Below are 14,911 nucleotides of genomic sequence, written 5' to 3'. Positions count from 1 at the left end.
CTTCTGGTCGCACGACGTCGACCTGGGCGGGAGAGCCGGATGAGCAAGGTCCTGTACGTGATCGTGTGCGCGGCCGACCCGGCGGGCGAGGTCGGACGGCTGGTCACCATGGCGCAGGACGAGGGGTGGATCGTCCAGGTCGTCGCCACCCCTTCCGCGCTCGGCTTCGTCGACGTCGCCGCGCTGGAGGAGCAGACCGGCCGTCCGGTACGCAGCAGGTACCGCAGGCCCGACGAGCCGAAACCGCCGAGGGCGGACGCGATCGTGGTCGCGCCCGCGACGTTCGACACGCTCAACAAGTTCGCCATGGGGGTCACGGACACCTACGCCCTCGGCGTCCTCGCCGAGGCCCCCGGGCTCGGGATCCCGGTCGTCGTGCTGCCGTTCGTCAACAGCGCGCTGGCCTCGCGGGCGCCGTTCGTCAGGAACGTGGCGAGCCTGCGGGCCGAAGGGGTCGCCGTGCTGCTGGGGCCCGGCGAGTTCGAGCCGCCTCCCGCCGACGCGGACGGCGACCACGCGGCGGCCTTCCCGTGGGCGCTGGCGCTGGCCAGGCTCGGCGACCTGGCCCGTTGAGTCTCACCGCAGGCAGGCCTCGAACACCGCGGTCAGGCGGTCGACGTCGTCCGACGAGGGGTCGGACGGCCCGAGCAGCCGCCGTAGCGACCCGATCCCCAGGAAGACGGCCGTCGCCATGCGGGCGCGCGCCAGCGCGTCGTCGCCGCCCAGCCTGGCGGCCAGCGGCTGCACGACCGCGGTCCTGAGCCGCTCGGTCATGAGCGCCTGCACCTCCGGATCGCCCGCGGAGCGCTCCAGCGCGCGGAGGATCGGGCTCTCAGGGTCGGCGTGCATGCGCTCGCCCGCGTACTCGGCCAGGCGCCGGGGAAGTCCGGCCACATCACCGTCCAGGACCCGCGCGACCGACCGTTCGCCCGCCAGCACCTCGCCGAACAGTCCGGCCTTCGAGCCGAAGTACCGCCCGACCAGCGCGATGTTCGCGTCGGCCGCCGCGGCGATCATGCGTACGGTGACCTGCTCGTAGCCGTGCTCGGCGAACAGCGCGCGGGCCGCCGTGAGCAGGCGTTCCCTGGTCGCCTCGCGATCTCGCACCCGCACTTCCATGGCTGAAGCCTAACCCCACTTGCCGAGCGGCTAGTAAACAAACGTATACTCCGATTCATGGCACAAAGCAGGCAGTACTCCCACAGAGAGATCCTCGAGATCATGTCGGGGCTGATGCTGGCGATGCTCACCTCGATGATCTCGACCTCCGTGGTGGGTACGGCGCTGCCGACGATCGTGGGAGAGCTGGGCGGACAGGAGCAGTACTCCTGGGTCGCCTCGGCCACGATGCTCACGATGACCGTGTCGACGCCGCTGTGGGGCAAACTGTCCGACGTCTACGGCAGGAAGCTGCTCTTCCAGATCTCCCTCGGCCTCTTCGTCGCCGCCTCGCTGGCCGCGGGGCTCTCACAGGACATGGGCCAGCTCATCGCGGCCCGAGCCGTACAGGGACTGGGCGTCGGCGGACTGTCCGCGCTGTCCCAGGTGATCCTCGGCGACATCGTGCCCCCGCGCGAGAGAGGGCGCTACTCCGGCTACATGGGCGCGGTCTTCGGCATCTCCACGGTCGCGGGTCCGCTGCTCGGCGGGTTCATCGTGGACGCCGACTGGCTGGGCTGGCGCTGGTGCTTCTACGTCTGCATCCCGTTCGCGATCGTCGCGTTCGCGGTGATCCAGAAGGTGCTCCGGCTGCCCAAGGTCAAGCGGAACACCTCGATCGACATCTGGGGCGCCACAACGATCACCGCCAGCGCGAGCGCGCTGATGCTCATGCTGACGCTCGGCGGCCACGAGTTCGAGTGGAACTCCTTCTGGACCTACTTCCTCGGCGCCGTCGCGGTGGTCATGCTGCTGCTGTCGGTCTTCGCCGAGCGGGGCGCGCGCAACCCGATCCTGCCGCCCAGGCTGTTCCGCAACAGTACGTTCGTGCTGACCAGCACCGCCTCGCTCTTCGTCGGCATGGCGATGTTCGGTGCGATGATCTACCTGCCGCAGTACCTGCAGATCGTCAAGGGCATGAGCCCGACGGCCTCCGGCCTGATGACGCTGCCGATGGTGTTCGCGCTGTTCCTGTCCGGCGTGATCTCCGGCAAGATCGTCACGAACACCGGCAGGTGGAAGATCTTCCCCGTCATCGGCCTGTTGCTGGTCGCGGTCGGCCTGTTCATGCTCTCGCGGCTGCACGTCGACTCGGAGCAGTGGCTGATCGGCGTGGACGTGGCCGTGCTCGGCATCGGGCTCGGCCTGTCGATGCAGATGCTCATCCTCGCCGCGCAGAACGGCTCCGAGCCGCGCGACATGGCCGCCACCACCTCGGGCGTGGCGTTCTTCCGCTCGCTGGGCGGCGCGGTGGGCGTCGCCGCGTTCGGCGCGATCCTGTCCAACAGGCTCAAGGACGAGATGGCCGAACTCATGCGGGCCGCCCACGTCAGGCCGACCGGCGGCTCGCTCACCCTCGGCAGCCCCGCCGCCATCCAGCAGCTGCCGGAACCCGTCAAGGGCATCGTGCTCGAAGCCTTCACCAGAGGCCTGGAGACGGTCTTCATGGTCGGCGTGCCCATCGCGGTCCTGGGCTTCTTCGCGGTGCTGTTCCTGAAGGAACTGCCGCTCCGAGGGAACGGCCCCGCCGAGGCCCCGCCCGCGCCGCCCAGCAAGGACGACCTGGTCCTCGCCGGCCTGCTGCTCGAACTCATCGCCCAGCGCGTCGAGCACGCCAACGGAACGACCTCCGCCCTGGTCGCCGCGGTCGCCAGGATGGCGCCGCCCGACGACCTGCCCGAACGCGAAAGGGCCCGCGCCGTCGCCAACGACGTGCTCCGCCCCACCTCCCGCGCGCTGCTGGCCCAGGCCACGCCGCACGTCAACAGAGTCACCGAAGGAGTCGCACCATGATTCGCAGGTTCGTGGGCGCCGTCGCGGCGGCCCTGGCGTTGCTCGCCGGGCTGTGGCTGATGATCGCGCCCTTCGCCCTCGGCACCCAACCCGAGGCCGACGACTGGATCGACGCCACAGGCACGGAGTTCTTCACCGGGCTCGGCGTCGCCGTGATCGGCCTCGTGGGCGTGGCGGCGTTCGCCGCCGCCATCCACGAGGACCTCGTCGCCCGCGGTCTGGTGACCGTACGGCAGCGCGCTCCCGAACCTGAGCCGATCGCCCAGCCCGCGCCCGCGGGCACCTCGTCGGCCGAACTGGCCACCATGCTCGCCCCGCTGGTCGAGGCGTTGCGCGAAGACCTCACCACCACGAACGGACACCGGCGATGAGATCCACCCTTGGCGTTTCCGCCCTCGCACTGCTGTTCATCGGCGGCCTCTGGCTGGTCGCCGCCCCCTTCGCGGTCGGCTACCAGCCGCGGGGCGACGAATGGACCGACGCCACCGTCAACGACGTGTGGGTCGGCGGGCTGCTGGCCGGAGGCGCCTTCGTCGCCCTGGTCGCCTACGCGGCCGACGCGCTGCGCGAGCTGGCCCGCCGCGGGCGGCACGCCGTGGACACCACCCACTAAGAGCGTGCCGTGGAACCGTTGTCGAACCGGCTCCCCGAGGGCCGGTTCGAGATAGGCAAGGACGGCGCGGGCCTGCTGGTCGTCGGCTACGACGGCACCGACCCGAGCCGCAACGCCCTGGCGTACGCCGCCGGGCTCGCCAGACGCGACAAGGCCGGCCTGCTGGTCGCCTTCGTCGAGTGCCTCAACAGCGCCACACTGTGGTTCTTCGCCGGGTCGCCGATCATCCCCGACCCCGCCGAGGACCTCATCGACGACCTGCGCCAGGAGATGCGCCACCACGGCGTGCCATGGCGGTTCGTGAGCGTGCGCGGCGACGCCGCCAGGGAGCTGGAGTCGCTCGCCGCCACCCACATGGCCGACGCCATCGTCGTCGGCCGCTCCCGCTCGCGCTGGCACACCTCCGTGTCCCGAGGTCTCGTCCGCCACGCCCGGCGCACCGTTCTGGTCGTGCCGTAGAGCGCGCTACCTTGGAAAAGGTGAAACGCGTCCTCGTAGCCGTATCGTTGCTGGTCACCGCATGCGCCGGTAACCCCGCTCCCGTCGCGACGGCGGCCGGCACACCCGGCCGGGCGCCCGTCTCCGACCCCTCGACGGCCCCTTCGACGGCCCCCTCGGCCGCACCCACCCCGTCGCCGTCACCCACGGGACCGCCCGCCTTCCACGCCAAGGTCAGCAAGCTGGACCGCGACCAGCTCCGCTCCTCGTGGAAGCCCGGCTGCCCCGTCCACTACACGGACCTGCGGCTGGTCACCATGACCTTCTGGGGCTTCGACGACCGAGCCCACACCGGCGAACTCGTGGTCCGCGACACGGTCACCGACGACATCGTCACCGTCTTCAAGAAGCTGTACGGCATGCGGTACCCGATCCAGCGCATGGAACGGATCGACGTCTTCAAGGGCAGCGACTACGACTCGATCGACGCGAACAACACCTCGGCGTTCAACTGCCGCCCCGCCACGGGCTCGAGCAACTGGTCCAACCACGCCTACGGCGAGGCCGTCGACCTGAACCCCCTCCAGAACCCCTACGTCACCGCGTCGGGCTCGACCGCTCACAAGAACGCCCGCAAGTACACCGAGCGGCCCATGAAGGGGCGCGGCGTGATCAACCCCGGCGATCGGGTGGTGCGCGCGTTCGCCTCCGTGGGCTGGGAATGGGGCGGCTACTGGTCCGGCACCAAGGACTACCAGCACTTCAGCAAGGGCGGCGGCTGAGACCTTGGCCGATGTCGCTGGATGACCGCTGACCTGCGGTTCGGCACCTCGCTGTGTCTCGGCTTCTCTGGCGGTTTCGCACTCTGATGTGCCCTCGTTGTGCCCTGCTTTTCTGGGGGTACGGGCATCCGCTCACCAGTCTTCGGAGCCGAACGTTTCTGGATCATGGGCGCTGTTCCAGATCGCTTCGTCCTCCCGGGCGGCTTCTCGCTGGCGTTCGCGGTTCTTGAACTCCGGGGTTCCGGGTGTGCGGGCTCGGCCGCGTGAGAGGGCGGCTTGCGTGGCTCGCCGTTCCTTCTCCCTCGGCGGGATCTTCCACTCTTGCCCTTGCTTCTCGGCGGCAGCCCGCCGTGCATCGTGTTCGCTTTGGGCTCGGCGCATGGCGAGCTCCTCGGCACTCGTGGCCGTCTCCAAGTCCGGCTTGGCTGGCTGACGCTTGTGAGGCTTCCCCATGCCGGTCATCGTGAAGGGTGGCACGGTCGATGGCGCGATACCGTCAAGCCGATGTATCACTTGAGCGAGCTGATTCGGCCCCTCGGCTATTGGTGCTGTAGCAGGATCTCCATCGCCTGGAGAACGTCCGTGACTACATGATCCGCAGTCTGGTCGTGCTCCGGCCACGTACCCCGATCGATCCAAATGGTACGGAGGCCGGCTGATCGCCCTCCGCCGACATCGGCAACAAGGTGGTCGCCGACCATCCAACCTCCGTCAGCAAGCGTCGTCCCGCACCTCCTCGCAGCGATCTCGAACAGGCCGACATCGGGCTTGCGAATCCCCTCGACGCCCGACAGCACGTAAGCATCGACAGCCGTGGCCAATCCAGTTTGCTGGATCTTGCCGCGTTGATTGCCGGCCGTCCCGTTGGTGATGATCGCTACCTTCCACCCCCCCCGCGCGGAGCCGCGCCAGCCCGTCCAGCGTCTCAGGTCGACAGCGGACGAGGTACGGCATGCGCTGGCGATAGCGGCTCCAGAGCTCGTCGACAGAGTTGGAGAGGCTGAAGTGCTCGCGGACCTTGGAGAAGAAGACTTCGCGGTGCGGGTGCCCTGCACGATCGAGAGCGATCAGCCAATCAACCGCTTCGCCAGTAAGGCTGTGCTGGCCGGCAAACTCGCCGGCCCACAGCCGAAAAGCCTCGCCCAGGTCCACGAGCGTGTTGTCGAGGTCGAACAGGGCAAGCCGTTGCGCCACGGCATGGCACCCTATCTGACGCCCTTGGGCCCTTGGGTCTCATCGGTTTCTGTCGCTGGACCGGCCTCGGCGCGGACGCCATCGCGACCGCGCATCTGATCCGTAGGGAAGGGCAGATGCCTCGTCAGCTGCCTTCAGGCCTGGTGAAGCGGTGGATACAGGTCGATGGAGTGTGATCGCGCTAGAGGCAGTGTTGCTGTACGGGGCTGCTGTACAACAGCAAACGAGTACGGTCGTGGCTCTCATGCCCAGTGGCAGGTGGACCCGCAGCGCGAAACCGCCAGGCCCCAAGGGGCAGAAGCCGCGCGGCAGCGATCTGGCATCTGCCCGAGGAGAGCGGTGTGCATTCTGCCGTGGAACAGTTCTTCACCTGCTCAAGAACAGAGACTCATGATCACGGCCGTAAAGATCGCCCGTATGTTGTCCGCCGAAACCACACCATCAAAGACAGAAAAGTCTGGCACGCCGGACATCGATAGCCTAGTATTTGGCAATCAGACGTACGCGGACGTCGATCTCTTTGGGTGCCCGGCGGACCCAAAATGGGATGAGGGGCTCATCGAAGTCACCCGCGGTATTCCAGCCTTGCAGCTGATTCACTCGCAGACCTGTAGTGCTGAGCCGGGCAGCATGAGGAGCCTGCGTGTCTCATAGTCCTCAGCTCAAGCGCACAGCCAAGATCTTCCACTTGGCGACCGGTCTTCCGTATCAGGCTGTGTGCCTTCCACTCGCCCGAAGAGGCGTCATCACGCGTGAGCGTCCGATCCCAGAGGCGCGAGCTCGTGCTCAGCAATGGCTAGAGACACAGGTACTGTACGCGCTCTGCGATGCCTTCCGTGACGACGATGGACTGAAAGGCAAGGTGCTCGGGCTTAGCGCGATAAGGCCAGACGAAGACAATCTTGTGCTCGTTCCTGCCCATGCCCTCACCGCTCGTCTGGTCGCCTCCATTCTTCCAATCTATGATGCGGATTATGGCGGTGTATGGGGATGTCCAGGCGTACGCCTTCGTCGGGTGGGGCGGCAACTCTGGCGGCTAGCCGATATCGTCACGGGCGCCTCGGTTCACGTGGTGGTATCAGGCCACGAGGATCCCGCGTCGGTTTACAGGCTGGAACCAAAGTCCCGCATACTGTGGAAAACGAGTCCGGGCCGGCTGACCGATGTCGAGGAGGACACACTGCGCTTCTGGGGCTCCGGCCTGGATCATCAGCGCAAAGAACGAGACCGCATGCTCAGCAGCTTAATGCGGCGGGCGATGCTGCTCAACGCGGTTGGCGTTACTCACGGTGGGGCTAACCTCTACGATCACGCCCATTCTGACATCGTCGTCGAGTGGTGCTGTGGCTCATCCCTGTCTCAGCTCGCCACCAAACTTCAAAAGTCCCGTCTCTTGGCGAGGTGCGATTCCTCTAAAGGAATCAACGGTACAGCACCAGACGATTTAGGGAGCGTAACGTTTCGACCACTCAGCCATGAGATTGGATGGGCGGATAAACGTCCAAGAATCATCGTTCGGCGTATAGACCTGGGGCACCCTGGCGGACCGCGGGAGTTCCTGCCATGACTTTTAGCGACCTTATCACGGTACTGTTGGCTGGAAGTGCAGCGATCATTGGACGCTACGTCGTAGCGCTTATCGGATTAGCGATAACGCTCAGGCGCAGTCCATCCCGTGACAGGGTGGCTCTTTTCAAGGTCTTTGCTCAAGTCCTTCGAGCTCCAAATGCACTAGAATCGGGATTTGCGCCTCTGTTCCGAGGTGCCGACCGGAGGGCGTCGAACGAATCCCAGGGGGTGATGGAGTGAGGCTTACCTGTCGAAGCACGCTGGCGCCTGCACTCGATTTCCACACCAGCAAGCTCTCTCAATCAGCTATCGAGCATTGGCAGCGATCATTTCACGCGTATGACAAAGCCCGAAGTCAGTGATCATCACAGACCTTGTGAAAACCACGGTCGAGGGCCGGCGCAGCTGCACAACCATGTGACGCGGTAGGGAACGAGCAGGCTGTGCGAGGCGGAGTTGCTGAACTAGCGACATCCTGAATTCGCAGGTGGTTGGCGGGCCCTCGGCAACATGTTGGCTACAGGAGCCCTGGAGTTGGTTGCACTTCTGGCTTAGCCTGACAGCTCATTGGTTGCCTGAGCGGCGCTCAGGCAACCAATTTCGCCAGAGGTCACGTCCAAAATGCGGTGTTGAATTGAAACGGGCGTAGTTGCCGCGTCGAACCTCCCGCACGGCAGCAGTATGGCAAGCCGCTCTTCAGACGGAGCCAATCACCTTGCTCATAGATCAGGAGGCTGCGCCGGTGTGCTCAGCGACAAGGCGCCGCACCTCCGCCATGGCCTGTCCTTTCACAACGATCTTCCAGATCTGCCAGCGGCGGGGCGACGACAACGCGACGGCCATAGCTCCGGCGAGTTTCTGGATATCCGCCGCCTGCTCGGTGCGTGGCCGCGCGGACATTAGCAGCCCCTGCAAGGCGCTCACGTAGCCGACGACGAGGTTGAGGAGGGGGCCCAGGAAGGTGCCAGCGTGCCGACCCGCGTCGTCAGCTAGCTGCTGCACCTCGGCCTGGAGCCGGTCGTACTGTCTGTCCTGCTCGACGTACACGTTGCCGCGTACCGCGGGCTCCGCGCTGCTGGGTACCGCTGCGGAGACGAACGCCGCCGCGTGGGCGATGCGAACGGCGGAGGCCAGCAGTTCGCGGCGCGATCGGTGCGCGTCGAGGATCTCCTCCTTGCGGGCTTCCAGGCGGGGCTTGGCGACGTAGTCCAGCGCCAGGTTGAAGATGATGGCGGCCACGGCTGCCGTAGCGACGGCGTCCCAGTTGACAACTGGCAGCATGATCAGGAGCTGTTCCTCTCGGTGTCAGGATGCTCGTGATGATGGCGGCGCATCTGCCGCTCGGTCTCGCTGAATTTGGGCGGCAGTGGCTCGCTGTGCACGAGGTAGCTGCGGAGCTCGGTGGACCACATGTCGACTCAGACGTCGCCTAGTTCCGGGTCGTGGTCGAGATTGGGAGGCCCCGGTAAAGGGTGGCTGCTGGTGCTGATCGTCCGCAGGAGTTTCCGACAGGATCTCAACGAGAGCGGCGGTCGTACGGCTGGCTCACGTAGTGTGAACTGCGTGAACGCCCCGCATATCTCATATCGGATGCGAGGTCATCCCGTATATATCCCGCACTCACAGACTCAGGACCGAAACCCGGCATGACTGCCTCCTTGCAAACGGGAGCCGGTCACAACGTAGAGGGCTCCTCTCCCTGCTCAAGTGGCAGTAGGAGACTGCTGGCGTCTGATCGGGTGAGGCGGCGTTGCTGTATTCGGCTGCTGTACAGCACCACCGGAGCGGTAGGCGCCGTCTGACGATTTGCCGGCCGAACCTCACCGCCTCAGAGGGCGTTCTTCGCCGCGGTACAGGACCACTTCAGGCTGGCTGCGTCGGCCGAGGACCTGTGGGCCGACTACCGGCGACGGATGCCTTACCTTGTCCAATGCCGCCAAGAAGTCCTGGACGGGCTCTCACGGCTTCGGTCCGCGGGGTGGCGGGTGGGGATCGTCACCAGCGGCACGGCGGACAACCAACTCGGCAAGATCCAATGCACGGGGCTGGCCGACGTCGTGGACTGCTGGGCACTCTCGGACGCCGAAGGCATTCGCAAGCCGGATGTAGGCCTATTCGAGATCGCTGCGAAGTGGTGCGGCATGCGGCTGAGTGGTGGCGGCTGGATGGTCGGGGACAACCTGGTCAAGGATGTGACCGGCGGGCGAGCAGCCGGACTCAAGACAGTGTGGATCAATCGCGACGCCCAACTCTTCCCCGTAAACGCCCCCAGACCATGTTGCGCCTGACATAGTTCAAGCTTTGTCGCTGCTTATTGCCACGGCACATGCTTTTTGATCATTAGCCCTTTTCATCCTCGGGTGAGCTTGTAGTTCTGTCGCGCAGGTCTTGCGGCTGCTCACTCGGCGGGGGACTGATACGGGACTCCGCACGCCTCGCAGCCGGCGAACGCCTGGTCAGGACGGTGTCGCAGCCACCTCTTGCCTATGCGGTCGCGGAACGATGATCACTATGGGTCGAACGTGGACTGAGCCCGCTTGGGACAGGTGCGCCGCTTGTCTTTGCAGATCGGCCAGCAGCGTATTGGGCACTAGCTTCTTCGCCCGCCTCCTACGGCCGTTCTCCGGGGCGTCCCAAAGTTCGATCGGATACCACCCGACGAGGTAGATGCCCGCGTCAGTTCTCGCCTCGGGCAGGTATCTAGCCACCAACTGCTCGTCCTGCGCCGTCATAACCTCGGGATTCCAAGCGCCCTTGACTTCGATGACGAGTTTTATGGGCCCACCCGAGGCGGTGCCGAGGTGGTCGCTGGGCGGGAACAGCGCGTCGATGAGAATGTCGGTACGGTCACCAGTGCCGTATGGATCTGTGGGGTGAATCAGCACTTCTCGGTTCACCGCGACACGGTGACCTGCGAGCCTTAGGCTCAGCTCGTGCGTGAGGTAAGCGCACAGTGCCGCTTCGGGTTTGGGACGCCAGACGTCGGGGATGGCCTCGTCGACCGTGGCCGCTGCAGTTCTCCTCCGAGAGCGCTTGCCTGGCGTCCGGTCCCACAGCAGCTCACAGTGCGAGGGGAGCGCCTCACCGATCTCTTCCAGCACCTCCTGAACAACCTCTAGGAGATCGGTGCTCGTGCGGATGACGCGCCGCGCGGGGTCCTGCAAGACCCTTATCACGTCATCCGCGCGCACTTGGCTCCAGCTCGCAGCGGCATGTTGCTTCGTTGCTGAGATGAGTGCTGCAGCCACGGCGAGCCGGTTGGGATATCGGCTCGTGAGCTGCCGCAGCTGGTGGACGGCCTCAGCGGTGGCTCGTTGACTCAGCTCCAGAAGCAGGTCGTCACGCCACTTGCGCACCTGCTCGTCTGCGCTCACCACGTGCGCTCCGAGAAGGGTTCTGTCTTCTTCCGGGACGTACAAGTCGCTGAGCCACAGGTACACATCCACCAGCTCAGCCTCACTGAGGGCATCCTGGATGAGCTTGGTGGTCTCGGTGTGGGCGCATGCCTCGGCTAGCCGGCGTGCCAGTTCCGCGTCGGTTGCGGTGAACGCTTTGATGCGGGGCCAATTCACTCCGGCGTCCGTGATCAGCAGGGCTTGGGCGGCCAAAACGGCGGTCTGGACAGTGACCGGCGTGTTTAGGTGCCCATCGAGGGCGGCGTCGATGATGTCGTTCGTAGTCGTGCTGCCAGCGGCCAAGAGCGAGCGGAGAAGGCTGTACCAGGTGTGCAGGGCGGCCTCATGTGCCTCGTCGCTGTCGGGTAGGTTTAATGGACTATCTTCACCTGCCGGAATGCGGAGCCCGGGGCCGTCCACCTGCCTTGGCACAATTCCGAGGCAGGCGGAGAGTTCGGTGGCGAGGCGTTCCATAGCCGTGCCCAGTTCCGGCGCCCAGCGCGGGTCGACGATGTTGAGCACTGTGGGCTGCCGGGCTTGCGCGAGTGCGGCCAGGACAAGTTGGGTGATGCGTCGGGCCAGGCATTCAGGTGCGTGCACGGCGGCCTGACGCAGCAGGTCTCTCCGAGCGGCTTCCATGTAGCTGGTTGACATGCCAAGGATCTCGGTGAGGATCGCTGCGGTCCACGAGCACCAGACCGCCGGGGGCAGCTCAGTGAGGCGGTTGGCCCCGTGCAGCTCAGTCAAGAGGGCGTATCCGGCCCAGGAGCGCTTGTCGTGTAGGGAGCTCTGGAGCCAGGAATCGGCGTGGTCGTGTTCGACGACGAGGTAGCGCAGTGCGAGTTCGGACAGGTCCGAAAGTTCATCGTCGAGGGCGCCGGCTCCTGGCCACGTGAGGATGGCGCCGGACAAGTCCTCCTGCCGGCCCGTTCGGGGGTCCACGCGCAGGCGCCACAAAAACCGCCACAGACTGTCGTTGTCCCCCTCTCTGGCCTGGGCGAGAAGCCGAGCCTGTTCGGCGATGAACTCCGCCGCCTGCGGCCACAGATTGTTCTCAGCGCGATGGCTTCGGCGCAGCGCCTGTGCCAACGGGCTGTCGAGAGCTATCGCTTCGTAGAAAGAACACAGATACGGCCAGGAGGGATGCGCCTCGTCATAAGCCAGCTCGAACGCCTCGCGGTCATCGCGCGGGAACAGATAGGCGGCCAGCTCACCATACGCCGCGACAAGCGCGTCGTCCCCGGACGCGGCTGCCCGGGTCGTCCGCTCCAAAGCCCACGCAAAGTCAGCCCCGTCCACCAGCTGGTAGCGGATGGACTGCTCGGGCGCCGAGGACGCGGCCAACCGCAACGACGAGCTGGGTTGCCAGTCGTGCACGATCCGCCATGCGGCCTCGCGAGGGTGGATTTGGGCGTGAACGGCCTCGCCGATAAGCGCCTGGGCCAGGAGCCTGCGCAGCGACTGAACCTTCGGCGATTCCTGCCCCTGTTCGTCGGGTTGCAGGCAGTCGGGAAGGTCGACTTTGTGATTCTCGCGATAGAGGCCAAGGATGATCTTCGCCAGGGTTTCCAGGAACTGCGCCGCATCCTGGCTGCCGAGCACACGGTCGATCACGGGATCGATCAAAGCGGTCTCAACGCGCTCGGGCGAGAAGTAGAAGCCGCTTTCGAGAGACCCCATTCCTAGGACGGTCTCCTGAACCCACGTGAGGAGATCCGGCAGATGCTCGTCCGCACACTGACTGGGCATGTTCCTCAGGAAGTGGGCGTACATGTTGTACGTATGCGGGGTGGGTGGGCGGAGCGCGGCCAACATCGTCGCCACGTCCAAATGGCCAGGCCACAGCAGGCTCAGCACGGTGCCCCGCAGATCATGTTCGGGGTCTGTCTGCGCGGCGTAGGAAGGCCCGTCCAGTAACGCGAGAATTCTCTTGAGGACGGGCACGGAACGGTCGGCGTCACAGGTGAACGCCGCGCTCGCCGCCAAGCGGCGCTCCGTCTGGTGCCAAGCCTCGTTCTCGACCAGCCGCAGGAGGCCGTCTGCCAGTCTAGGGTGAGCTGTCCCGGCCTCCTGGGCTAGTCGAATGGCCAAACGGATCTGCGCTGTGGTCTCCCAGTCCGCCGGACCTTCACTCGGGGCTGTCTCCAGCACCTCGGCAAGCTGGTCCGCCAGCAGCGGATGGCGCAGGTCCCAGTGGGAGAGCTGCCAGCGTGCGTCACTGAGCTCGACCTGCAAGGCGCGTTCCAGGAGCCTGTTTACGGTCAGCCAGCGGACCTCGTCGGAGCGCACCAGTGCGCTGTGCACGGCAAGGCTCTCGGGGTCAGCGGCGGCCAGCCAGTCAGTGGCAGTGGGGTTCATGGCCACCAGCCAGGCGGCGGTCTCGCGCAGCGGCACCGGGATGCTCGCGGTGCCGCCATCGGGTGCGCCGACGAGAAAGAGATTCTCCAACTGCCGCTGCGTGGTTTCCCGATCAGTGAGATACCGCGCCGCCAGGTAGGCGGCCACGGACGAATGTCGAAACGCCACCCTGCTGTCATCAGGCCTCGTGAACAGCGCCGTCGCGAGGGTTTCCTGCAACGCCTGAAACGTGACCTCGTACGGACCTGCGGCGGTCCGCTCAGAACCGCCCGCCAGTGCGTCACCTGGCAAGTCGAAGGCGCCCGCCTCGAAAGCGGGGCCTCGCCACACGGTCCGATGGCCGGACAGCAGCATCCAGGCAGCGATGCGTCCCGCTACCGTCAGACGCTGTTGGGCGGTAGTGATCACACTCCTGCTGAGTCGACGAGGATCGGGATCCTCAGCAAGCCGTGCCACGCCGCTCGCGAACAGCTCCTCCGGCTTGCCATGCAGCCGACCATCGACCCGATAGGTCAGGACCAACAGTTCCAAGGTCATCGGAATGCTCGCCATCACGGCGGCTCCGGCGGCCTCGGCCGCCGCCACGAGTTCCTCGCCCGGCACGTCGGCGCTGTCGGCCAACGCCACGGCCTCCTCGCGGCTCAACGGGGCGATGTCAACGCATCGACACGTCCCGAACGCCTCAGTAAGCACAGAGGTCATCGTCGCCGGATAGTCGGCCGTGCGGCAGGCCAGGAGAAAACGAACCCGACTGGTGTCCCTGCCGCGCAGCGACCTCTTCAACCACCTCGGCAAGTACGGCAGGAAGACCGGGCTCTCGTCTACTTGGTCCAGGACCACCGTCAACACTCCGGTATCCCCGGCGGCGTCTTCCTCCGAAGGTAGGGAGCTGAGATGGCAACCCAGCTCCTCCTGGTAAGAGTTCTCGGTCAGGTCCCCGCCCGCAACCCACAGGCACGCGTCGGTGTCCCCGTCCCAGGCGTCCATGACGCGGGGCAGCATGTTGGTTAGGTGTGTCAACACCGAGGTCTTGCCGGCGCCCGGCTCGCCCAGCACGACCATCGCCCCGGCCGCCGCGACCACGGAGGGAAGTGCCAGTGCTCCCTCACGCAGCCGCTCAACCGCGGTGACCACATCCTCACCGTTGGTGCGAAATGCCTCGGAGGCCTGCGGAATCCAATCCGCCGTATCGCGCGCGCTGCGGATCCTGCACACACGAGGCACATGAAAACCGAACACATCTCCCGCCACACCCCCGATTCTCTCAGCGCTCACCGGCAGCAAGCTCCGTGAACAGCGAGCTGAATGTCATGGTGGCCGAGCGTCCAGAAGGTGATCGAGAGAAGAGGGGTGAGTGGATCCGGCGCCTCGGGGGTGACCTCCGTGGTGCACGAAACACCCCGCTGGGGAGTGTCCCTTGAGCTGTGGCGCGGCCGAGAGGACTCTGCCCCCTAACCTTCTGATCCGTAGCCAGTTCGAGATCGTCCACGGGTGTCCACCACTGTCATGAACGCCTGCTCAGCAGCCCTCCTCGCTTGATCGGCTTACACGTTCGTACACCGGCGTCCAGAGTTGTTGTTAGCAACACTGTTAGCAAGATCTCTGCGTTT

At 65.7% G+C, this 14,911-nt stretch carries 14 protein-coding genes; 9 read left to right on the top strand and 5 right to left on the bottom strand.

The genetic code is table 11. From position 1 onward, the window contains the following. Positions 1-39 precede the first annotated feature (39 nt). The gene (locus AC3EO4_RS20715) at positions 40-573 is read left to right on the top strand and encodes a flavoprotein (protein ID WP_431897171.1); all 534 of its coding nucleotides are present in this window, start codon (positions 40-42) and stop codon (positions 571-573) included. Between the two features lie 3 nt (positions 574-576). Here the strand turns inward: AC3EO4_RS20715 and AC3EO4_RS20710 are convergent, their stop codons facing one another. Beyond that, entirely contained in the window at positions 577-1,119 is a 543-nt protein-coding gene (locus AC3EO4_RS20710; protein ID WP_431897169.1) for a TetR/AcrR family transcriptional regulator, read from the bottom strand. 57 nt (positions 1,120-1,176) lie between these two features. Between AC3EO4_RS20710 and AC3EO4_RS20705 the strand changes: the two genes are divergently transcribed. From AC3EO4_RS20705 to AC3EO4_RS20685, 5 genes are read left to right on the top strand one after another with little or no spacing between them, the layout of a single operon-like run. Further along, a complete protein-coding gene (locus AC3EO4_RS20705) occupies positions 1,177-2,952 on the top strand; it encodes an MDR family MFS transporter (protein ID WP_431897167.1) in 1,776 nt (591 codons plus the stop codon). After that, positions 2,949-3,323 (top strand): hypothetical protein, encoded by a 375-nt coding sequence (locus AC3EO4_RS20700; protein ID WP_379574939.1) that lies wholly within the window; start codon positions 2,949-2,951, stop codon positions 3,321-3,323. The genes AC3EO4_RS20705 and AC3EO4_RS20700 overlap by 4 nt, the downstream gene beginning before the upstream one ends. Beyond that, positions 3,320-3,565, top strand: coding sequence for a hypothetical protein (locus tag AC3EO4_RS20695; RefSeq protein ID WP_379574937.1), 246 nt, complete (start codon positions 3,320-3,322; stop codon positions 3,563-3,565). The genes AC3EO4_RS20700 and AC3EO4_RS20695 overlap by 4 nt, the downstream gene beginning before the upstream one ends. Before the next feature lie 9 nt (positions 3,566-3,574). Continuing rightward, the gene (locus tag AC3EO4_RS20690) at positions 3,575-4,024 is read left to right on the top strand and encodes a universal stress protein (RefSeq protein WP_431897165.1); all 450 of its coding nucleotides are present in this window, start codon (positions 3,575-3,577) and stop codon (positions 4,022-4,024) included. A 20-nt stretch (positions 4,025-4,044) separates the two neighbouring features. Continuing rightward, positions 4,045-4,785, top strand: coding sequence for a M15 family metallopeptidase (locus AC3EO4_RS20685; protein WP_379574934.1), 741 nt, complete (start codon positions 4,045-4,047; stop codon positions 4,783-4,785). Between the two features lie 132 nt (positions 4,786-4,917). Here the strand turns inward: AC3EO4_RS20685 and AC3EO4_RS20680 are convergent, their stop codons facing one another. Both AC3EO4_RS20680 and AC3EO4_RS20675 read right to left on the bottom strand, forming a co-directional pair. After that, the gene (locus AC3EO4_RS20680; protein ID WP_431897164.1) at positions 4,918-5,238 is read right to left on the bottom strand and encodes a hypothetical protein; all 321 of its coding nucleotides are present in this window, start codon (positions 5,236-5,238) and stop codon (positions 4,918-4,920) included. An 86-nt stretch (positions 5,239-5,324) separates the two neighbouring features. After that, entirely contained in the window at positions 5,325-5,840 is a 516-nt protein-coding gene (locus AC3EO4_RS20675; protein ID WP_431897162.1) for an HAD family hydrolase, read from the bottom strand. On the opposite strand from AC3EO4_RS20675, the gene AC3EO4_RS20670 reads away from it, so the two are divergent. Both AC3EO4_RS20670 and AC3EO4_RS20665 read left to right on the top strand, forming a co-directional pair. Continuing rightward, a complete protein-coding gene (locus AC3EO4_RS20670; protein ID WP_431897356.1) occupies positions 5,791-6,078 on the top strand; it encodes a hypothetical protein in 288 nt (95 codons plus the stop codon). The genes AC3EO4_RS20675 and AC3EO4_RS20670 overlap by 50 nt on opposite strands. Before the next feature lie 544 nt (positions 6,079-6,622). Then, complete coding sequence (locus tag AC3EO4_RS20665; RefSeq protein WP_192778950.1) at positions 6,623-7,546, top strand: hypothetical protein; 924 nt, start codon at positions 6,623-6,625, stop codon at positions 7,544-7,546. A 728-nt stretch (positions 7,547-8,274) separates the two neighbouring features. Here AC3EO4_RS20665 and AC3EO4_RS20660 read toward each other — a convergent pair. Further along, complete coding sequence (locus AC3EO4_RS20660; protein WP_192778949.1) at positions 8,275-8,829, bottom strand: hypothetical protein; 555 nt, start codon at positions 8,827-8,829, stop codon at positions 8,275-8,277. A gap of 587 nt (positions 8,830-9,416) precedes the next feature. On the opposite strand from AC3EO4_RS20660, the gene AC3EO4_RS20655 reads away from it, so the two are divergent. Further along, complete coding sequence (locus tag AC3EO4_RS20655; protein WP_431897346.1) at positions 9,417-9,836, top strand: HAD family hydrolase; 420 nt, start codon at positions 9,417-9,419, stop codon at positions 9,834-9,836. Between the two features lie 168 nt (positions 9,837-10,004). Here the strand turns inward: AC3EO4_RS20655 and AC3EO4_RS20650 are convergent, their stop codons facing one another. Then, complete coding sequence (locus tag AC3EO4_RS20650) at positions 10,005-14,552, bottom strand: hypothetical protein (protein WP_431897160.1); 4,548 nt, start codon at positions 14,550-14,552, stop codon at positions 10,005-10,007. Between the last annotated feature and the right edge of the window lie 359 nt (positions 14,553-14,911).

This window comes from Nonomuraea sp. bgisy101 (genome assembly GCF_057708945.1).
The sequence above is the reverse complement of the archived record's forward strand: the minus strand, read 5'-3'. Positions and strand labels throughout refer to the sequence as shown.